This is a genomic window from Endozoicomonas sp. YOMI1 (assembly GCF_024606345.1).
Classification (GTDB): Bacteria; Pseudomonadota; Gammaproteobacteria; order Pseudomonadales; family Endozoicomonadaceae; genus Endozoicomonas.
The window spans coordinates 1-21,082 of the sequence record NZ_JAHHPM010000525.1 but is presented as its reverse complement, the minus strand read 5'-3'; the positions used below and the strand labels follow the sequence as shown (position 1 = coordinate 21,082).

The window sequence follows — 21,082 nt, the reverse complement described above, 5'->3', positions numbered from 1 at the left end:
AAGGCTCAAGCTGCCTTTATGCCAGTCCTAAATACAATACACCACCCTGGAAACAGGGAAATGACTGTATTATTGCGACCAAAAGACCTGCACAGGCCAAGTCTAGAAGGGCTTGTTGCGTTCGTTGCTTTTTATTTCAACTGTCAGCATTATCGTGTTTCCTCCTCGCAATTGTGAATTTAATGCCCAAGTAGACAGAATTTTTTGGCAAAAGTTCATCTGATATTTTTGAGGAAAGAAGCAGGTAGCTGAGAAGAAATAAGGGTGGTCTGGACATCCTTATCATAAGAAGAAATGGCTATCAGATAGAGACTTCACCAGCCAGACTGACACTGAGCATGGCTTTAACCGCTTCGGTACCGAGACCCAGAGAGTAGAGGTGATGAAGTTTACAGAACATGGCTTCGGTAGTGGTATCCAGGCCTCCCACAATACCCGCTTTGGCCAGTGCTGAGCCTGCTGCATAGCTACCCTGGTGAACTGTGCCCCGGTGACACTGGGTCAGGTTAACAATCAATTTTCCTGAAGCGGTTGCCCTGGCAAAGGTGTCCAGCAGGGTGTGGTCAGCGTCTGGTCCATTTCCTGTACCATAGGTGCGAAGAATAAAGGCATCCATGGGTTGATTCAGGGCAGACTCCATCCACTGGGCATTAATGCCCGGGAATAGCTGCAGAATGCCAACATGGGTTTCACCGTCGCACTCAAGCTGAAACTTTTCTGCTTCCTTTGGCTGCCACAGGAGCGTTTCATTGAGCTCTATATGGATATCTGCCCGGCCAAGCCAGGGATAGTTGGGGCTGTCAAAGGCATCAAAGAGATAGGCGTTCAGTTTACGGGAGCGGTTGCCGCGCAACAGACGACCGTTGAAATACAGGCAAACCTCTTTGATTCGCTCATCAGCAGCCATGGTCAGGGCGCCAACCAGATTTGCCAGGCCATCGGTACGGGCTTCACACAGAGGAATCTGGGAGCCGGTAAAGATGACCGGCTTCTGCAGGTTTTGCAGCATAAAAGAAATCATGCTACAGGAATAAGCCATGGTATCGGTACCGTGCAGGACGACAAAACCATCAAACTGCTCATAGCGGCTGGCGATATCAGCGGTGATTTGCTGCCAGTTATCCGGACGGATATTGCTGGAGTCAATCAGCTGAGGGTACTCAAAGAGTTCGAACGCTGGCAGGCTGGCCATCACATCAGGAGAAAGCTTCTCTTCCAGCAGCCCCATCAGATTATCACCTGGCGCATAGCCTGAATCTGAAGGGCGCATACCAATGGTTCCACCGGTGTAAGCAACGTAGATTTTCTTGCTCATGAATTTTCCTGATTAAGATCAGCCTCATAGTATAAACGGCGATTGTCATTGGGTGATGGACTTTGATCAAGTCTATCAGTTCAATGCATGGCCAGGTTGATCTGGCAGAGGCTGAAAAAAACGCCGCCCTGATGATGACAACCCGGGCGGCACTGGGAATGAATGATGAAGTGAGTAATCAGGCTGTAGCCATCTGACCATGGACTGAATGATCTTCCACTTGTTTCACATACTTGTCATCCACCGGGCGGAATTTACCCAGATAAGCAAAGGTAATAACCAGACCGATACTGATGAAGCTCATCCACATATAAGGCACGTAGGCGAAAGTAGATACCCCCAGCAGGCCAGCCATGAAGATACCGTTGTCAGACCATGGCACCATACCTGAGGTCAGAGTACCGCCAAATTCAGAGCTACGGGAGAGCATGCGACGGTCAACCCCCATGCGATCGTAGTTACCAGACATGATCTTGGGTGTCAGGATCAGGGATACGTACATGGCAGAACCGAATACGTTGGCCAGGATGCAGTAGCCACAGTGTAGGCAGTCAGGTTGCCTTCATTGGTGATACGGTTTTCAAAGGTGCGTGCGATGGTTTCCAGGATGCCGACCTTATCCAGCAGGCCACCAAAGCCCAGGCCGAAGATAATAACCGCAACGGAACCCAGCATATTAACCATACCGCCCCGGTTCAGGATGTTGTCCAGAAAAGCGAGAACCAGAAAGGTACCCAATACCAGAGACACTTGTCCCATAGAAGGTAACTTGATCTTCTGCTCCATGAATGAACTCCGAGGGTTTATTAATTTAATCAATGCGCTAGCTGACAGTTTCCTCAAATATAGGCATCGAGCGGTCATATCTTAATGATTTGGCAGGTATATTTTTTGATCTATGGCAGAAAATGACGGCGAACCCTTACAGCCTCTTCGGAAAAGTGAAAAGTAATGCGCTGTAACAAGTATTTTGGAACTTTTGTTCTAAATTATGAAGTTTCAGGCTGGGAGGACTGTCAAATTTTGACGAAACAGAAAAAAAGTCTATGTTTTCATCACGACCAGTGTGATAACTGTGGAGGAGGGATTCCGTGAAGATTATTGAGCATCTTGCCAACGTTAAACTGCCAGCCATACTTCTGGTGGTGCTGTTAATCCCTTTTCTTACAGCCCCCTGGATGAGCTATGACGTCAAGTCATTTTTTTTCTCCCTGAGCCTGACCATTAAGTCACTGTTGGTCTTTGTTCTGCCATTTATTGTGTTCAGCTTTGTGGTCTCCTGTCTCGCCAGAATGGGCAAGAATGCCCTGCTGTTTGCCCTGCTGTTGATCATCATGGTGTTTGCTTCCAATATCACGGCCATTTTCACCGGATATACCATTGGCAGTGTTATGGTGCCGCTGTTATCAATGCCTATCACCCTTGATGCTCTGGACGGCAGTGGTCTGGCCACCATGTGGGTGTTTGAATTACCCCCTTTATTCACAAATATGAATGCCTTGATTGTGGGGTTTATTGCAGGCATGCTAGTGAACCTGCTGGATATTCAACCGCTAAGGGAGCTTTCCTTTAGAGCCGGTAATGTCTCCAGCTGGTTTCTGAAACATCTCTTTATTCCGATACTTCCTTTCTTCATCCTTGGATTTGCTTACAAACTCCATGCTGATGGTATTTTGAGCCAGGCTATCTCGGCTTATGGCAGGATTTTGCTGCTGGTTATTGTTTCCCAGCTGGCTTACCTGTTTATCTACTTTTTTGTGGCAGCAAGGTGTTCGTTTCGGGTTTTTATAACCTACGTGGGTAACATATTGCCTGCATGGTTAACGGGGTTAAGCACGGTCTCCAGCGCAGCCACTATGCCGGTTTTAATAGACAGTACCGAAAAAAATATTGGTAATCTCATCATGGCAAGAACCATCGTGCCAGCAACAATCAATATCCATACCATTGGCAGTGCGATCGGTTTGACTATTCTGGCATTGGTGACACTGAATACCTTTAATATCCCAATGCCTGATCTAGCGGGTTTTGCCATCTTTGGCTTTTACTATGCTCTGGCCAAATTTTCGGTTGCCGCTGTGCCGGGGGGCGTCATTCTTGTGGTAGGGCCAATCTTACAGAGTTTGATGGGCTTTTCAGATGAGATGCTGGGGTTAATTACCGCCGTTTATATGATATTTGATCCTTTTGGTACCGCCATGAATGTCAGCGGAAATGGTGCTTTCGCCATTGTATTTTCAAGGCTTTGCCAGTGCCTTGGGCTTAGCAGTGACGATGACGGCAGCAATGAGGATAATAAGCATGAGCCTGAAAATAGTGTGGTTTGATCAGCCACAGAGATCACAAAGCACACTAAGTTTACGGGTTCTGTGATCTCTGTGGTTATCTTCAGGTTTTTATTGAACCAGCCGCTGATAAAGGCCTGACTGCCTCTTGGTTGGTGATTTTGCAGCTTTAATCAAGATTTCCATTTCGGCAAAGAGCGTAAGCCTGGATTTGGCCCGGGTAATACCCGTATAGACTAGCTCACGGGTGATGATGGGACTGTCTTTATCCGGTAACACCATGACAACATCCGCAAACTCAGAACCTTGACTTTTGTGAATTGTCATGGCGAAAACGGTTTCATGCTCAGGAAGTCGGCTGGGTAGAAACTGCCTGACCTGTTTATCCGGCAACTGAAAAGCGATCCGGAGTTGGCCATCAGAGCCTCTGATGGTAATCCCGATATCACCATTGTACAGACCAAGCCCGTGATCATTGCGGGTGACCAGGACGGGGCGGCCCTCATACCATTGTCCAGTCACTTCAATCAGGCCTTTTTGTTGCAGGGTTTTTTGTATTGCTTCGTTCAGGCCTGAAATACCATAGGAGCCTTTTCGCAGGGCACATAACACCTGAAACTGGTTAAAGGCATCAAGAATATGCTGAGGTTCTGATTTCTGTTGAATGAGTTCCAGGTAGTGCTGGTAGGATTCAACAGATTGCTCTATCAATTGCTGATAACCTGGGTCCCCAGCGTTAGAAAAGCGCGCAATATCGTCAAAGCCTGAGGTAAATACCGACTTTAGAGATCGCAGATCATTGTTGTTTACGGCTTTGGCCAGACTCCCTATACCTGAATGGGCGTCAAAGCGGTAACTTTTGCGCAGCAGGCAAAGGCTGTCGGAAACGGCGTGGTTTGCCTTAGTCTGTGCAAGCTCCATTTTATCAAGATCATGCCCGGTTAACCTTTCCAACAGATTGCGTTGTTCGTTTGAGTAACCAAAGCTGGCTGCTGCACAGATATCACCGAGGACACTGCCAGCTTCCACTGACGATAGCTGATCACGGTCACCTAATAGAATTAACCGGGCATGATCTGGCAGTGCTTCCAGCAGGTGGCTCATCAGTGGCAGGTCGATCATGGAAGCTTCATCCACTACCAGAATATCCAGGTGTAACCGATTGTTTTTATTATGGATAAATCCAGTCTCTCCGGGAATGACGCCCAGTAAGCGGTGCAGTGTTCCGGCTTGAGCAGGGATCTTTTCTCTTACCGTTTCACTGCAGTTTATTTTTGCCAGTGCGCCACCAATGGACTCGGTTAAGCGGGCTGCCGCCTTGCCCGTTGGGGCAACCAGTTTGATATCCGGAGGGGATTGGCGTTTCAGGCCCAGCTCTGTGAGCAGCGCAAGCAGTCGGGTAACGGTTGTGGTTTTTCCGGTTCCCGGGCCACCACTGATCACTGAAAAGGAGCGACTGGCCGCCAGTGCCGCAGCAATCTTCTGCCAGTTCAGGCACGCCGACTCGGGAATCAGTGAATTAAGGGTATCAGTATCAGCCCCGTGATCAACCGAGTCCAGAATGGCTTGCCAGTCGAGCGTATCAACGGACTCAATATCCAGCCACTTGATAAGTTCAGCTTTCTGACCGGCTTCGGACTTCCCTTTACACTGTTGGAGCACAAAGTGGTAATCCCTCTGAAAGAGTCTCTGCAAAATCGAGAAAGCTTCATCGGTATCCAGTGTTTCGGTGCTTCTGCTGTTGAGAAAACGGGCGACACTGCGTTCGTATTGCCAGTACCGATAAAGGTATAGACGCCCACCATCCAGAACCAGAGGCGTTGGTTCATTGCCATCACCCACAACCTGAGTCTGTTTGAGGCTGGTTGGCCACTGCTCTTTTGGCATGGCAACGGTATCCATCAGTTCGAAGCTTTCCTGCCCATCCAGACCAAAAAGGCTGAAGTCCGATGCCAGAGACATGCAGACATTGCCCTGGCCCAGCTCAAAGCTGACATTGGCGGCGGCCAGAGTCAGCAATGGATCGGGATTCATGGCGTGGATCAGTTTGGCGAACTGGTAATCCAGGGCACGAATAATTCCCTGCTGTTTCAGTATCTGTAGCTGATTTAACATCTTATCAGCTCCTCTTTTTGATTATCTTTACCATTGCCATCTTCACCACGGAAAAGCTGATCCAGACCATTGATGAGTTGAAAAGAGGGCTTATGGCTGAATATGCCGTGTTGCTCAGGATCATTCATCTGAACACCGCGCAGAAACAGATAGATAACGCCACCGAAATGCTGGTCATAGTCATAATCCGGTAAACGTTGTTTGAGCAGTCGGTGCAATGCCAGAGAATACAGCTGATATTGCAGATCGTATCGGTGCTCTATCATGACTTTCTCCATGGCTTCCCTGGAATAATCACTGATGTTATTTCCCAGCCAGTTTGATTTGTAATCGAGCACATACCAGCGCCCCTGGTATTCAAAGGTCAGGTCAATAAAGCCTTTCAGCATGCCTTTCATACGGTGGAACTGCAGCTCCCCGGCTCTGGCGCTCAGTGAGTCGTGTTGAGCAATCAGTCGGTTGAGGCTCTGCGGGTTAAGCTGTTCGATAGGCAGATAAAACTCCATTTCAACCCGTCGAGCGGAATCTGGCAGATTAATAAGACGAAGACTGCCTCCATCCAGCGGCGCGTTCAGGCAAGTTAACAGCATACCTTTGGTGGCTGGCAGCCACTCTTCGCCATAACCGGCCCTGGCATGGCTATCAACCAGAAAGCTGTCGAGATAGGCGTCACTCTTTGCAGAGCGCAGTGCGTTCATATCCAGCTCCTCAAACAGACTGTGCATGAACGTTCCCGGTTGGGCTCCTTTAGGAAAGTTGAACAGGCTTAAAGGGTCGGCTTCAGCCTGTGGGTTATCCCGGGCCGTATGTTGTTCATTGATGGCATCAGTATCAAACCCCGGCGATTCATTACTGGCAACGGCTGGTGATTCAGCGCGATGTGATGCATGCCGTGAAAGAGCCGAATAGCTGGTGGTCCACCAGTTTCTTTCAATATTTCCTGTGAAATTCCTTGCGCTTAAGGACTCTTCTTGTGAATTCACTGGAGCATAGGGTGGGAGAGTGTCTGCTGGTGGTGCAGAAACCATGATCTGTTGATGCCCGGCCATTTGCTCCAGCAACAGGTTCAGATCCTGACTGGCAATGTCTGAGCCCTGGTTGAGCAAGTAACCAATCGCACTCTGGTGCAGGTCAGTTTTACCCTCTTTACCGGCTCTTCCCGATTTGTAGGGAGCCATACCCAGGTAGCAGCAGTAGACCGAACGGGTCAGGGCAACATAGAGCAGGCGCAGGTCTTCCGCCAGACGTTCTTTTTCTGACAGCGCTGAGGCTTGTTCCGATGGTGTTAATGCCAGCCAGGTTTCACTGGTTTGCGGGTCATGGTACAGGGGGGAATCCGCTTTGCGCAGATGGCATGGAAATGGGATAAAGACCACCTTGTATTCCAGGCCCTTGGATTTATGAATGGTAATGATCTTGACCAGGTTCCGCTCGCTCTCCAGGTGCAACTGCTGATCATCGGCGTTTTGATCAGGTCTGGTGATCTGTTCGGAAAACCAGCGAGCCAGGGCGGATGCTCCCTGCTGTTCAAGGCTGGCCGCCGCCAGCAGCTCGCCCAGGTGCAGCAGGTCGGTCAGACGTCGTTCCCCATCCTGAAATGAGAGCAGTCGTTCGGCGATTTCCCGGTGAAAGATAAGCTGCCGCAACATGGGCAGGATGCCTTTGTTCCGCCAGAGTTCGCCATAGTGAGTGAACTCTTCTACCGCGCTTTCCCAGGCTTGCTCATCCACATTGAGTGCATCCAGGGCCCGGGCATCAAGGTGGAAAAGAGCGGTTGCCAGTGCCGCTTTCAACACCCGTTCGCTGGTGGGTTGCAGGCAGGCCTGAAGGACTTTTTCCAGGTCAGACGCTTCCCGTGAAGCAAATACCGAGTCCTGGTTGCTCAGGTAAATACTGGCGATATTCTGTGCGGCCAATGCCTCGCGAATCTTCTGGCCATGTCGGCCACTGCGAACCAGTACGGCAATATCACCGGGCTGTAAAGGTGTTTGCCGGTCGCCATTGTGAATCTGGCAGTTTCCACGGTCTGCGGCGAGGAGCAGGCGATTGATCTCGGTGGCGGTTGCCTGGCTCATGGTATCCAGATAACTCTCGGCATTGATGGTTGCTCCATCAACGGGCTGCTGCAGCCACAGGGTCATTGCCGGTAGTGCTTCCCCCTCATGATAAAGGCGCTTCTGCGAGGCACCCGGTGATGGGTGAACGGGTTCAAAAGGGATGCTGTCGTTGTAGATAAAGGGAGTTGCCGAATGCTGAAATATGGTATTCACCGCAGACACCATGGCATCGCTTGAACGCCAGTTGGTAGTCAGCGTGTAATGACTGTGTACCTGTTGTCTGGCCTGCATGTAGGTGAAGATATCGGCGCCACGGAAGGCATAGATGGCCTGTTTGGGATCGCCGATCATAAACAGGCCGACGCCGGGGTCACCGCCTTCCATGTAGATCTTATTGAAAATGCGATACTGGAGAGGGTCGGTATCCTGAAACTCATCAATCATGGCAATGCGATACTGGCTGCGAATCGCCTGGGCCAGCAGTTCACCGTCACCGGCATTGTCTTCAGGGAACAACGCATTGGCCAGGTTGGTCAGCAGGTCATCAAAGGAGAGCTGATAACGGCTTGCTTTCAATTGTGTCAGCTGGGATTTGATATGCTGCAGTGCATCCCGGGTGATCAGGCCCTGAAGCGCCTCCTTAAGGGAGAGCGGCAAATCCAGGAATTCATCAATTTTCCGGAAAATGGGGTGTTCGGGCAGCTGTCCGGTTTTTAACAGGCTCTTCTGTAATACTTCGGTGCCGTAGATCTCCCAACTGTCTTTATCCAGATTGGGAATCAGATCGTCAGAGGCAAGAAACCCGGGCATATTGCCAAGACGTTTCAGCGGTTTGCGGTCTTTACGCAGGCCACAGTTACGCAATAGGTCCGCGATGGTGTCCTGATCGTTTTGCCAGAGTGTCTTCAATTCTTTGGCGGCTGATAGATAGACCCTGCTGAACTCCTCCATGGATTCTGGCACCTGGTCTCCAGCCAGTTTCAGATCTGACAGGGGCAGCCAGCTGCGCACATGACTCAGAAGGTCGTTGGGTGTTTTCCAGAGCTTTCGGATCAGTTTTACCAGCGGTTTTTCCAGGGGATAGAAATTCCGGCGCCAGTAGTCCGCAGCACTCAGCTGCAACATGGGCTCAGTATCAGTAATCAGTTCACTCGAGAATAGAGTGCCACTTTCAAACGCATGCTGTTTCAGCATGCGCTGACAGAAACCGTGAATGGTGAAAATCGCCGCCTCATCCATCTGCTGTTCTGCGGCCAGCAGCAGTGCCTGACACTGTTCTGGCTGATCCATATCCTGAATCAGCTGCTGAATAAATGGATCGCTGGATTTGCCTGCAATAAAGGCATCCCGGGTCTGGTGAATTCTGGCCCGGATACGATCCCGCAACTCACCCGTGGCCGCTTCGGTAAAGGTAACCACCAGTATCTGATCAACGGTTAATGGGGTTTCATGTTGTGTCTTATCGCTGCCATGCCCCAGCAGTATGCGAAGATAGAGATTCGCAATGGTGTAGGTTTTGCCAGTGCCGGCACTGGCTTCGATCAGGCGAATACCATGTAGCGGCAGGGCGTGTGGATCCAGGGTTTCCGGAACCAGACGGGGCTGGTCGGTGGCTGTTGGCTGTTGGCTGTTGGCTGCTGGCTGTTGGCTCATGGCTGTTCCTCCTGCAGACAGTTAAACGCAGGGGCCATAATCTCTCTGGTAAGGCTGGTCATTTCCGTGAATACTGGTGTTAACTCAGGGTAGATCCGCTGTATATAGTCATTACTGCATTCTCCCCGTAAATGGAAGTCATCCCCGGCAAAGGCTTTTTCGGCGGCTTTTTCTGCTTTGTCCGGGTTATCATCCGGATCAGCCCTGAGCCAGCTATAGGCCGTTTCCGGGAACCAGGGAAGCGGTAGGTTCTGACCCAAGTGGAAATAATGAATCAGTGTGGACAGGTGTTGTTCTGCTGCCTGTTTTGGGATGACCGGCAACAGGCGCTCTTTTTCCGGGTCATGAATACGGGTCACTGTTGGATTCCCGGTCATGCACTGACACAGGTGCTCAATCCAGCTCCTGATCAGATCTTTACCTTTAAAACTGGCGGGGCGGTAGCGAAGCATGCCGGACGCAGAAAAGCCTTTCAGCCAGCCGGTCAGATGAATCGCAGGGTGCTGGCATTCGAGGTGGGGGATCTGCAGGTTCACTTCCCGGTCTTCAGCACTATTTTCCAACTGAACGCTTAACCTGTCAGCCATTGGTGTAAGGTCTTTTATCTGCTCATCCAGCAGGATCTGGCCAAAAGCGGAGTGTGGCAGCTTGCCGGAAGATTGCAGCCGACTGACAAGGCGTTCGGGGGCTTCTTCGCTAATCAGACTGTCAAGTATCCCGACTTTCAGCCGGTAGTTCTCCAGCGGATCCATGGCGAATGTTTCAGTCTCCTCAAGGGCTTGGTCCTGAAGGGAGAAATAGACTTTCAGGCGGCGGTTAAAAAAGTAGCGACAGGGGTTGCTGTAAAATCTCAATAGCTCGGCAAGCTCCACTTCATTGAGGTTAACGCCTTCTTCATCCGTTAGACGCGTCTGAATAAACTGGGCTGGCCTTTCTTCAGCGCGACTGGCTGCCGGTAACCACTCATGGGTGTAGCTGTAAAAAGTGTGCCCTGTCTGGTCTGGTTCAGGCTGATTCAAGAAGTTTCTGTGGCTGAACGGCTGCAGAGGATGTTCAATAACCAGCTGCTTTGATTTCAGGCCAAAACCCTGCTCGCAGTAGTTGAGCAGCTCGGTGACCAGTACGGAAGGTATGCGCTCACTGTTATCCTGTATCCGTCGGCCAACATAGCTGATGTAAAGGGTATCCCGGGCAGAAAGCAGAGCCTCCAGGAACAGATAACGGTCGTCTACCCGACGTGAGCGGTCACCACGCCTGCCATGCCGGGCGATCAGGTCAAATCCGGCCGGGGCAATACTGCGGGGATAGGCACCGTCATTCATACCCAGCAGACAGACAACCTTGAACGGGATGGAGCGCATGGGCATTAATGTGCAGAAATTGACCTGGCCTGCCAGAAATCGCTGACTGCTGCGCTCCTGTGTCAGCCGATCAGTCAGATAACTGATAAAGACACTGCGTGATAATGGTTGGTGGTACCCTGCCTCCTGCAGCTGTTCATAGAGGTGAGACAGGGTATCCCTGACCAGTGTGAGCGCTGCTTCATCCTCTTCCGAGCGGGTAAGGAAAAAACGATCCAGCAGCTGATCAGTGAACTGGATCCATTGTTCAATGGTTCGTGTGTTATCCAGTTCATTGAGTAATTGCTCGCTGCTATCAATAAAACTGGCCAGATAGCCCGCCAGTGTTGCACTCATGCCCTGAACCGCGTCCATCGGCAAAATATCATCATAGACGCCGGTATTCTCTGGCATGGCATAGCCCAACAGCATTCTTCTGAGCCCAAACGACCAGGAGTTAGCCTGCAGTTCTGGCAGGTCAAATCGGGTTTGGTGGGCAGGGGTTAAACCCCAGCGAATACCAGACTCATGGGTCCATTGTCTCAGAATGTCCAGGTCAGCTGTTGCCAGGTTGAAACGGTATTGAATGGCGGGTACTTCCAGCAGCTCCATAAGCTCCGGGGCGGAGCAGCGGCTTTTGTCCAGCTCCAGCAGTTTGAGGAATGCGGAAAGAACCGGGTGCTCGTTTTTTGCACTGACATCTGAAATGGCATAGGGGATACGGCGCTGGTCATCCACGCTGCCAAATACGGCTTGAATCCACGGGGTATAGCTGTCGATATCCGGCAGCATGATGACAATGTCTTTGGGTGTCAGTTCCGGGTTCTGTTCAAACATATCAAGCAGATGGTCATAAAGTATTTCCACCTCTCTGAGTGGGCTATGGCAGCTATGGAATTGCAGAGACTGGTCGGTTTGCATCGCCGTTTTCTGACCCCGGGCTGTCCGGTCGTGCAGTTCGAAGATGTCCTTTTGCAGATTGCCCAGCAAAGTATCTTTGTGGTCGCTGACAAAGACATCGATATCAAAAGCATTCAGGCCATGGAGCTGGTGGAAGTAGTCTCTGCCAAGCTTGCCCATTGAGCCCAGCAGTGGATTGCCAATGGAGTCCAGGTTCTCCAGAGAGAGTCCCTCCTTACTGAACCAGCCTTTATCCTGCTGTTGATGTTCATTCTTCTGATGTTTAATGCTGTCCTGCTTCTTTTGATCGAGCAGTTTACGGGCTGCCAGCTTGCGCAGATATTTTGGATCCCGTTCATCTCCCCAGTAGTGCTGGCAGGGGTTAGCGACCATTAAATGGACATCGCACTGGTTGGACATTGTCTCAATGGATTCGACAAAGTGCGGTGGCAGGGCAGAAATACCGAAGACAAACAACCGCCGTGGCAGCTGTGAACTGCAGTTTTTATCGGCCACTGCCTGAAGAAAGCGGTGGTGCATATTGGCTCTGTGCCAGGGAGATTGCCCCAGTTCAGCGATTCTTGTGACCAGGGCACGCCATAATTTGGGCTGCCAGGGCTGGTCAGAGGTAATTAAGGGAGTATCATTCTCCTGTTCCCAGTCCAGAATCCAGTCAGGGCGATAGACAAGATATTGGTCAAAAATATCAGCAATTTTCCCGGATAGCTGAAATTTTCGAATGTCGTCATCATCACTCGCCAGGTATTGGGTTAATGAAAAGAAGTCCGGATCGTGTTTCATGGAGTCAAGGAGATCCATCAGCTTCCAGGTCATTGACTCCTTATTGAAAGCGGATCGGCGTGGAACTTCCGGCAGGATGCGGGTATACATTTGCCAGAGGAAACTTGCCGGCAGGGGAAAATTGATACCGGCGGCTATACCCAGTCCTTTCGCCAGTTCCAGCCTGAGCCACTGGGCCATCCCGGGGCTTTGTACCAGAATCTGTTCATCTTCCAGGGGGTTGGTCGGAGGGTTTTGGCGAAAAAGCTCGACCAGAAGGTCTTTAAGCACATCCAGATGATTGGAATGGTATATGGTCAGCACAGGGAAACGTCGTCATTAACCGATAGATAAGGCTACTGTCGGCGCTATCCACCATGCTGTCAACCGAATTGGTGGAATCTCAGGCCTGTCCTCCTCTGCGAAGAATATTGTTTAACAAACCCGTTTTATTTTTTGCGCTGGTCTTCTGACTATTCCCCGGTTTGCCGCTGTATGCTTCATTAATCTCCTGTTCGGCTTTTTGTAACAGCGCGAGGTCAGGATTGGTCTTTTGCAGGAAGCGTTGCCCGCAGCCATCACTGAGATGCAACTTTTTCTTCAGTATTTTCATTGAATCCATCAATGATTTAGCCTGGGCAATGGCTTTTTTACTGGCATCAAGTTGTTCAGTGGATAATTGTTCGGTAGCCATGGTATTTACCTGATAGTTATTCTCACGGTTATTTTAGCAAATAACCGAATTTACCTTTTCTTTGATAGGTGATTGTCTTGATACAGGGTAAGATAAGCCCGCTTTCCGGTTCCCTGACTTATCCCGAATTACTATGCCCTTCGCACTGAGCCGTTATTTCCGAACAATTTCATGGACTTTGATATCACTCCTGCTGTTTTTCCTGATGTTGCCTATCAGTACAGGGCTTTATGCAGAAGGTAAGAAAAAGCCAATCAAAATTGCTTATTTTACCGATGATGCGCCCTGGATGTTTACCAATAATGAGGGAGAGGCCGATGGTGTGTTTCATGACCTCTGGGAACTATGGTCGGAAAAAAGCAACGTTGATATACAGTTTGTGGCGTCTTCTCCGGAAAAAATTGAGGCGCAGCTAAAGGGTTCCGAAGTTGATGTTCTGGCTTACACGCCATCGGGTCTGCAAGATCAGTTGCGCAAGAATGGTCTGGAGAGTGTACCGATTCATTCGTTTGTTCCTGTTCTCTTTGTAAAAAAAAGCCGTCAGGTTAGTAGCTTTGAGGAGATACTTGCGAAACTCCGGGTCGGCTATATCAAAGGTTATTGCTGTCAGCCCTATCTCAAAAAATTTAATGCAGAAGCTGTTGTTGTGCCCTTCACTTCAAACTCATCAATGGCCGTAGCAGCATCCAATCGTGAGGTCGATGCGATACTTGGCGGCCGTGCAAGCTTGAGCTACTACCTGAAAAATATGGGTGTTGAAGATGACTATCAGGTGGTGCCAACCCCTTTGCAACCCATTGAAGTTAAGGCCGTTATCGCCCCGGGTCGAGCGGATCTTGTGCGTGTTATTGAACATGGGTTGGCGAAGATTTCTGATCAGGACAAAGCGGATCTTATTGAAGAGTTGTTCAGGTTTACGCCTTGTAACCCTGAAAGTCTGGTTGTTGCCCTGGAGGCCGACTTTGCTCCGCTGTCTTTTATCAATGCACTGGGTAAACCCTCAGGCCTGTTTGTTGATATCTGGAATTTATGGTCAGAAAAAACAGGAACACCGATTAAATTCAGAGTGGGCCCTATCGGTGAAAACATTGATGCTTTGCAAGAAGGTAAGGTCGACGTTATTGCTGCAGTGTCTCCGACGATGGAACGAAGCCAATGGATGGCGCTGTCAAATCCCTATTATGGTTTGAATACTCGAATTTACTTTCGCCCTGTCAGCAAACTGGGTGATCCCGGGGCGGAGTTAAATGGTAAAAAGCTGGGTGTGATCAGTTCTTCAAGCCCGGAGGAGTTCGTTCGCCGCTGGTTGCCAGATGCTTATCCAATTGAACATAGCAGTGTCTCCGAGATGATTGGAAGCCTTTTCTCTGGAGAAATAGACGCATTTCTTAGCGAGCCTGTGATTGTCCAGTCAGCCCTGAATCGCCATGGTCTGGTGGGCGAGGTGAACTCCAGCGAGTACTTTAATCTGAATGAGGCGGTTGGTGCTGGCCTTTTACTGAACAGGTCTGCGGACTTATTGCCGGAGTTGAACAATGGCTTTCGGGCAATCACTCCGGATGAGTACCGTGCCATTGAAAACCGTTGGATTATCAGTAGTAGAGATCGCTATTTTCGCCGCAGTGGTTCTGTGGTTGAACTGAGTGATTCTGAGCGCCACTGGTTAGGTGAAAATCCGGTAATCAGTGTTATGGTTGATAATAATAAACCTCCGTTTTCTTATATTGATAGCAGAGGGCAATGGCAGGGAATGGCCATAGCTTACCTCAAGCTGTTGGAAGATAGGCTGGGCATAACCTTTCAGCTTCATCAGGATCCCGTATGGACAAATGCTTTGGTTCAGGCTTATCGGCATGATGTTGATGCCGTTGCGATGTTGCAGAAAACGGAAGAGCGCAGCCGTTATCTGAATTTTACCAAACCATTTGTCAGTGTGCCTGCCGTGATCCTCGCCCGTGATTCCGACAAAAGCATCCGTTCTCCAGGCCATTTAAATGGGAAAAGGGTTGGCTTTACGCCAGGTTATGTCACTTATGAAATCTTCCGGCAGAACTACCCGGGCATCAATTTTGTCAGTATGCCGGATATTGCCACAGGGTTGAATCAGGTTGCCAGCGGAGTTCTTGATGCCATGGTTGTTAACCTGGCTTCTGCAAGTTATGAAATAGAACGCATGAAAATAACCAACTTGCAGGTCGTTGCTGAAGCGGGTTTTAACTATGACTTCAGTATGGCATCGAGAAACAGCTCTCCTGAACTGGCCTCTATTCTGGAAAAAGCGGTTGATACAATTACTCCGGAAGACCGGGAGGCTCTTGAAAGCAGCTGGCTTTCGATTCAGGGAGGCATGTGGCGGCCTAATAAAGAGTTGTTTATTGGTCTGGTATTGATTCTGGTCACATTGATTCTTATTGTTTACTGGAATCGTCGTTTGACCATAGAGATTGCTGACCGTGAAAAGGCAGAAGAAGGGCTTCGGGTTCGTTCAGAACTGGACCGCCTTCTGAGTGATATTTCCAGGCATTTCGTGGATCAGCCGGTTCATCGGGCCAATGACTATTTTCTGAGTCAGCTTGGGAGCTATCTCAACGCTGAAGCCGTTTGCATCTTCTCCTGGGAGCCCCGGGCTCGTGTTGAGCATTATTGGTCATGCAGGCCTGATCCTGATCCTGTAGCCTTTGGGCCATTGTTTGACCATGACTTTACCAGTGTTTATGGCGAGGTGAAAAAGGATCAGGTCAACATTCTGGTTCGTGATGAAATTTTGCACAAGGGTGACCTTGAAGGTGCTGCCATTCTCGATGGTTTGGGGGTTTCCATTGCGGTCTATGCCCCTATGTTGCTGTTTGGCCGTGTGGTTGGCGGCATTGGTTTGATCAATATTCCCGAAAAATACCAGGTCTATATCCATGAAATGGATCTGCTTCATCGAATGGGGGAGCTGGTGGCGGTTGCCCGTGATCGTCAAAATGCTGAAGATGCCTTAAGAGTCAGTGAGGAGCGTTATCAGCTGGCAATGGATGCGGCTTCCGATGGTCTCTGGGACTGGGATGTCATCAGGGATAACATGTATTTAAGCCCCCGATATCAAACCATGCTTGGTTACCAGCCCGGGGAACTGTTGGGCAATATCCGGACCTGGCGACGGCAGCTTCATCCAGAGGATAAAATTTCAACCATTCATTTTTTTGAGCACCAGCTGGAGACTTCCGATAACTCGTTCCAGTTTGTTTACCGTATCCGTAGAAAAGACGGGAGTTATTGTAATGTTCGCAATAAAGGGAAGGTGGTGTTCAGGGATGATATGGGTAAACCAGTGCGGGTCATTGGTACAACGGTGGATATTACTCACCAGATTGAACGTGAACGTGAGCTATCGATGGCTCGTTTCTCCCTTGATAGTGCCGGTGATCATATTCACTGGTTCAGAAGGGATGGCTACCACAAGTATGTCAATGAGTCTGCCTGTAAAGCCCTGGGGTTTTCCCAGGAAGAGTTATTGAAACTGTCCATCATGGACATTAACCCGGCGGTTACCCGGAGTTCCTGGAAAAAGCTCTGGGAGCAGCTGGTGCTGAGAAAAGGTATGACCTATGAAACGCTGCGAAAAACATCCGATGGCACTGTTTTTCCGGTAGAGGTCACTGCGAACTATATGGAGTATGAGGGAGAAGGGTACCTGTTTGCTTCTGGTCGCAATATTACCGATCGAAAACAGGCTGAAGAAGCGTTACATAAGGCAAAAGAAGTCGCTGACCTGGCCAATCAGGCGAAAAGTAATTTTCTGGCCAATATGAGCCATGAGATCCGTACGCCGATGAATGCCATTATTGGCTTGAGTCATCTGGTTCAGGAAACCAGGCTTTCTTATCAGCAGCGGGATTACATCAGTAAAATCCAGACATCCGCCCATGACCTTCTGGGTATCATCAACGATATTCTTGACTTCTCAAGAATTGAAGCTGGCAAACTCAATATGGAAAATATTGAGTTTGACCTTGGGGGCGTTTTTGACAACGTCTATAACCTCAGCAGTATCAAGGCCAGGGAAAAGGGCCTGACACTGACTTACGATATTCAGTCTGATGTTCCCAGGCATCTACGGGGTGATCCGCTCCGGCTTGGGCAGATACTGATCAACCTGACACATAATGCGCTCAAGTTCACCAGTGAAGGGGAAGTGAATGTGTCTGCCAGGTTGATCTGCAGCAGGCAGGATGTGGTCAGACTTCAGTTCTCGGTTGCCGATACGGGTATCGGTATCAGTAAACAGCAGCAGAGTAAGTTGTTTCAGTCATTTTCTCAGGTTGATGGGTCTACAACCCGGAAGTTTGGTGGTACCGGGTTGGGGCTGGCTATCTGTAAAAACCTTGTGTACATGATGAACGGAGATATCTCTGTTGACTCAGAACCCGGCAAGGGCAGTACTTTTTGCTTTACCGTTGAACTGGGGGTTGCCCATCAGGCTCAGGTACTGGAACAGTCCCTTGCCGGGGTTCGTGTACTTGTGGTGGATGATAACCCGGAAGCAAGAGCACTTTTGATCAGTCATTTGCAAACATCCGGGTGCGAAACCCTGGAAAGTGACCATGGTGATGAAGCGCTGGCGTTGCTTAACGAGAAAAATTCTGGTGATGATAAGGCTATTTCCCTGGTACTGCTTGACTGGAGAATGCCTGATATTGATGGCATTGAACTGGCAGAAAGCATTCATAAACTCAATCTTGCCATTGAACCCAGGCTAATTATGGTTTCGGCCTATGGTCGGGAAGAACTGATGGCAAGGGCTTCAGGTGCAGTGGATGCTTTTCTGATTAAACCGGTCAATCACAGCGTTTTGGTGGAGACTATTCTGCGTATTTTGCAGTGTCAGAATAATCGGAAAACTGAAATCATCGAAGAGGCTCGATTTTGCGAGATTATGCCTAAAGGCCGCATACTGCTGGCTGAGGATAATGAAATCAACCGCCAGGTTGCCCGTGAACTGTTGCAGGGCATGGGACTTGAGGTGATCATGGTCACGAACGGTGCCGAAGCGGTTGAGCGAGTGAGGCGCGAAGACTTTGATCTGGTCTTTATGGACATTCAGATGCCTGAAATGGATGGGTATCAGGCAACCCGGATAATCAGGCGCAAGCTTGGCAAAGATAAGCTGGTTATCATTGCCATGACCGCACATGCCATGACCGGTGATCGAGAGCGCTGCCTGCAGGCTGGAATGAATGATCATATTTCCAAACCATTAAGTCCTGATGCCCTCAAACAGATGGTGCGTCACTGGTTGCAGGTAGGAGAAACCGATGTGCTTCAGCCTGTTGCTTTGCCACAGGCATCAGAGAGTATGTCCTGCCTGAAACTGCCGGGAATAGATGTCGACGACGGTCTGAAGCGGCTGCAGGGAAACCGGGCGCTTTATGAAAAGCTGTTGACAGACTTCTATCATGGCCAGCGGGAAGATCTGATCCGATTACAGAGGCTTCTGGAAACCGGTAAATGGCATGAGGCTTGCCAGTTGATACATGCATTGAAAGGTGTTGCCGGTAATTTAGGGGCAAACAGCCTGCATGATCAGGCTTCTCAACTTGAGCATAGTTTACGCAGACAATGTGAAATGCCCGACAATAGCCTGATGGACTCGTTTGTCCTGGCCTTTGAGCAGGTGATGGAAAGCCTTGAACATTTGCCTCCGGTTAAAGAAGGTTTAGAACCCGCCGGGGAAGGATCTATTGCGGTTGGTGAACTGAATGAACTGCTTGATGAGATGGAGCAAAAGCTCAGTGAAGGCGATGTGGATGTGGTTTCTCTCCTGCCAACGCTCATTCAAGGGCTGAAAGATCAGATTGACCAGAAAGAGCTGACGTTATTTCAGGATGCTGTTATCAGTTACGACTTTGACGAAGCCTATGGGCTGCTGGTGGAAATCAAAAAGAATATCAGCTGATTACCCAGAGTCGGGAGTGACTCTGGGTGAATAACATTGGCTACTATTTTTGCAGCTCGGCCTTGGTATCTATTGCATAGGGTATTTTATGAACCTGCAGTTGTTGGCTTTTTTCTGTATCCAGAAATACATCGTTGGCCTCAGCCGCTTCAATCCGGATAACAGCCAGTAATTCAACGTTGTCGTTTTCGACATTGCGGGTACGCTGGATGACTTCACCAATAGGTTTGCCATCACTGTTGTAAAGTCGGGTGTTAACGTCAGGTTCTTCGGCGTTTTCCAGGCTCAACCAGTAACACCGGCTTTTCTGCTGCCCAAGGTTTTGCATCCGGGTCACAATTTCCTGCCCGGTATAGCACCCTTTTCTGAAGCTGACTCCGCCAAGGGAAGGTTGATTGAGATGTTGGGGGATGTATTTATCGATGGTTTCCTGACAAAGCTCTGGAATTACTGACTCAATATTCAGTAACTCCCAGAAATCTTCCGTTGCAGGTGTAAGCTCTTTGGTAAGTTCTGGCCAAAACAAAGGAAGGTCATCCTGATGAAGCCAAAGCTCATAGCGAGTTCTGATACCAGGGACTTTTATCAGGTAGCCATTGCTGGAGACTTTGATGACTTCATTTTGCTCTGGAAGCGATGAGTCGGGGAAAATTTTGGTCAGCAGGGTGTTGATATTTGCTCCGGACAGGCCGAGAACAACGTGGTCTGGTTGATTGGTGAGATTAACCTTAAAAAAAACCGCGTACTTTTTCAGCGTTTCGAGAGTGGTTCCAGTAAGACCTGAGTTCATAGTCAACAGGTATACTTCACCACTGTCCATGATTTTGAAATTGGTATACATCCGTCCTTTAGGAGTGCATGCCACTCCGGTGCTGTAGTGATGAGTAGCAAGTTGAAGCATATGTGTTGAAATTTGCCCCTGCAAAAACTTCTGGCGATCGGTGCCGTCGATTCTGATAAAGCCATGGCCAGAGAGTACTGAGACAGAATTTTCATCAAGTGCTTGTGGTGTTTTGGCAAAGCCCGTCAACCGCTCTTCTTTATAAACAGCGCCCTGAGTTGTTAAGTAGGTCTTCCAGTCGGTGGCCATCTGATTACCTTGTTATCTGGTTGCCGCAATTGAATTTAATAGATGCTGGCATAATAGAAGATTATTGCTGCGAATTTAAAGGTATAATAACCGGCAAAATCCATAATAGGAGTTATTCTAATATGCTGGGTGAAAATGAATTGAAATGCCTGCAGTGGCGAAGTCGTCGTGGGATGCTTGAGCTTGATGTGCTTTTGGAGCCTTTTACCAGGGAGGCGCTGTCTGACTTGAGTGAGGCTGATCAGCTAACCTATGTTCGCCTGTTGGAGTGTGAAGATCCGGATCTCTTCAGTTGGTTTATGAGTGATACAAGGCCTGAAGATCAGGCTCTGAGCCGTATGGTTGATAGAGTATTGGAGCGTGGGCGCTACAAAGATGAGTCTTTGTGAAGTTAATGTAAGAAGTTCCCGTTACCACCTTGTTTTGATGCTTATCAGCCACGGTGCCGCTATTATTGCACTGTGGCTTTGTTCAGTCTGGCCTGTAATCAAGTTTGCCCTGGCCATGGCTCTCGCCTTACATTTCTATCGACACTACCTTCAATTTATTGCTCAAAAGCTTCCGGCCAGTATTTCTGCAATTCGTTTGCTGGAAGACCAATGGCGGGTGAATCTTGCCGGTGGCTGGTATCGCGCTTGGCCTGAGGGGGAAATTGTTGTCACCTCAATGTTGATTTGCTTTAAGTTGAAAGTTGAGGGGAAGCGGCATCCTTCCTACCTGATTCTGTTTCCAGACAGTGCAGACCCTGTTGAGTTGCATGGTTTCAGGCTGAGGTTGATGCTTGAGTCTCACTCTCTGTTCGATGGAAAGGATCAGGGGCATGTATAGTTGCAGCCCAGTGTAACAGTCCGGCCTATGAGGCTGTCCGAGAATAGCGCCCGTAGCGAGGATTGCGAGAAATTGAGGATAAAA

General features: G+C 49.3%; 11 protein-coding genes and 1 pseudogene. 5 read left to right on the top strand and 7 right to left on the bottom strand.

Going from position 1 to position 21,082, the window contains the following annotated elements; translation table 11 throughout:
• Positions 1–301: 301 nt before the first annotated feature.
• Positions 302–1,315: an asparaginase gene (gene ansA, locus KDK15_RS18675; RefSeq protein WP_257296906.1), complete on the bottom strand. Its 1,014-nt coding sequence runs from the start codon at positions 1,313–1,315 to the stop codon at positions 302–304.
• 62 nt (positions 1,316–1,377) lie between these two features.
• On the opposite strand from ansA, the gene KDK15_RS18670 reads away from it, so the two are divergent.
• Positions 1,378–1,512: a hypothetical protein gene (locus KDK15_RS18670; RefSeq protein ID WP_257296905.1), complete on the top strand. Its 135-nt coding sequence runs from the start codon at positions 1,378–1,380 to the stop codon at positions 1,510–1,512.
• On the opposite strand, the pseudogene KDK15_RS18665 reads toward KDK15_RS18670, so the two are convergent.
• Positions 1,494–2,074 (bottom strand): annotated as a pseudogene (locus KDK15_RS18665) (Na+/H+ antiporter NhaC family protein). The gene KDK15_RS18670 and the pseudogene KDK15_RS18665 overlap by 19 nt on opposite strands.
• 332 nt (positions 2,075–2,406) lie before the next feature.
• Between KDK15_RS18665 and KDK15_RS18660 the strand changes: the two are divergent.
• A complete protein-coding gene (locus KDK15_RS18660) occupies positions 2,407–3,642 on the top strand; it encodes a dicarboxylate/amino acid:cation symporter (protein ID WP_257296904.1) in 1,236 nt (411 codons plus the stop codon).
• Between the two features lie 69 nt (positions 3,643–3,711).
• Here the strand turns inward: KDK15_RS18660 and recD are convergent, their stop codons facing one another.
• The 4 genes from recD to KDK15_RS18640 all read right to left on the bottom strand — a co-directional run bounded on the left by recD (position 3,712) and on the right by KDK15_RS18640 (position 13,139).
• Complete coding sequence (gene recD, locus KDK15_RS18655; RefSeq protein ID WP_257296903.1) at positions 3,712–5,715, bottom strand: exodeoxyribonuclease V subunit alpha; 2,004 nt, start codon at positions 5,713–5,715, stop codon at positions 3,712–3,714.
• Positions 5,709–9,425 (bottom strand): exodeoxyribonuclease V subunit beta, encoded by a 3,717-nt coding sequence (gene recB / locus KDK15_RS18650; protein WP_257296902.1) that lies wholly within the window; start codon positions 9,423–9,425, stop codon positions 5,709–5,711. Before recB ends, recD begins: the two co-directional genes overlap by 7 nt.
• Positions 9,422–12,769 (bottom strand): exodeoxyribonuclease V subunit gamma, encoded by a 3,348-nt coding sequence (gene recC, locus KDK15_RS18645; protein WP_257296901.1) that lies wholly within the window; start codon positions 12,767–12,769, stop codon positions 9,422–9,424. Before recC ends, recB begins: the two co-directional genes overlap by 4 nt.
• A 79-nt stretch (positions 12,770–12,848) precedes the next feature.
• On the bottom strand, positions 12,849–13,139 hold the full coding sequence (locus KDK15_RS18640) for a hypothetical protein (protein WP_257296900.1): 291 nt from the start codon (positions 13,137–13,139) through the stop codon (positions 12,849–12,851).
• A 205-nt stretch (positions 13,140–13,344) separates the two neighbouring features.
• Here KDK15_RS18640 and KDK15_RS18635 point away from each other — a divergent pair, with 205 nt between their 5' ends.
• Positions 13,345–19,080, top strand: coding sequence for a transporter substrate-binding domain-containing protein (locus KDK15_RS18635; RefSeq protein WP_257296899.1), 5,736 nt, complete (start codon positions 13,345–13,347; stop codon positions 19,078–19,080).
• A 43-nt stretch (positions 19,081–19,123) separates the two neighbouring features.
• Here KDK15_RS18635 and KDK15_RS18630 read toward each other — a convergent pair whose 3' ends face one another.
• Complete coding sequence (locus KDK15_RS18630; protein WP_257296898.1) at positions 19,124–20,170, bottom strand: folate-binding protein YgfZ; 1,047 nt, start codon at positions 20,168–20,170, stop codon at positions 19,124–19,126.
• 122 nt (positions 20,171–20,292) lie between these two features.
• Here KDK15_RS18630 and KDK15_RS18625 point away from each other — a divergent pair, with 122 nt between their 5' ends.
• On the top strand, positions 20,293–20,559 hold the full coding sequence (locus KDK15_RS18625; protein WP_257296897.1) for a succinate dehydrogenase assembly factor 2: 267 nt from the start codon (positions 20,293–20,295) through the stop codon (positions 20,557–20,559).
• Positions 20,546–20,998 carry a protein YgfX gene (locus KDK15_RS18620; RefSeq protein WP_257296896.1) on the top strand — a complete coding sequence of 151 codons (453 nt, stop codon included), beginning with the start codon at positions 20,546–20,548 and terminating at the stop codon, positions 20,996–20,998. The genes KDK15_RS18625 and KDK15_RS18620 overlap by 14 nt, the downstream gene beginning before the upstream one ends.
• Positions 20,999–21,082: the final 84 nt, after the last annotated feature.

Excerpts from the sequence above, each read along its gene's own strand:
- ansA (WP_257296906.1), bottom strand. The coding sequence starts at position 1,315 with ATGAGCAAGAAAATCTACGTTGCTTACACCGGTGGAACCATTGGTATG.
- recD (WP_257296903.1), bottom strand. The coding sequence starts at position 5,715 with ATGTTAAATCAGCTACAGATACTGAAACAGCAGGGAATTATTCGTGCC.
- recB (WP_257296902.1), bottom strand. The coding sequence starts at position 9,425 with ATGAGCCAACAGCCAGCAGCCAACAGCCAACAGCCAACAGCCACCGAC.
- KDK15_RS18640 (WP_257296900.1), bottom strand. The coding sequence starts at position 13,139 with ATGGCTACCGAACAATTATCCACTGAACAACTTGATGCCAGTAAAAAA.
- KDK15_RS18635 (WP_257296899.1), top strand. The coding sequence starts at position 13,345 with ATGTTGCCTATCAGTACAGGGCTTTATGCAGAAGGTAAGAAAAAGCCA.
- KDK15_RS18630 (WP_257296898.1), bottom strand. The coding sequence starts at position 20,170 with ATGGCCACCGACTGGAAGACCTACTTAACAACTCAGGGCGCTGTTTAT.
- KDK15_RS18625 (WP_257296897.1), top strand. The coding sequence starts at position 20,293 with ATGCTGGGTGAAAATGAATTGAAATGCCTGCAGTGGCGAAGTCGTCGT.
- KDK15_RS18620 (WP_257296896.1), top strand. The coding sequence starts at position 20,546 with ATGAGTCTTTGTGAAGTTAATGTAAGAAGTTCCCGTTACCACCTTGTT.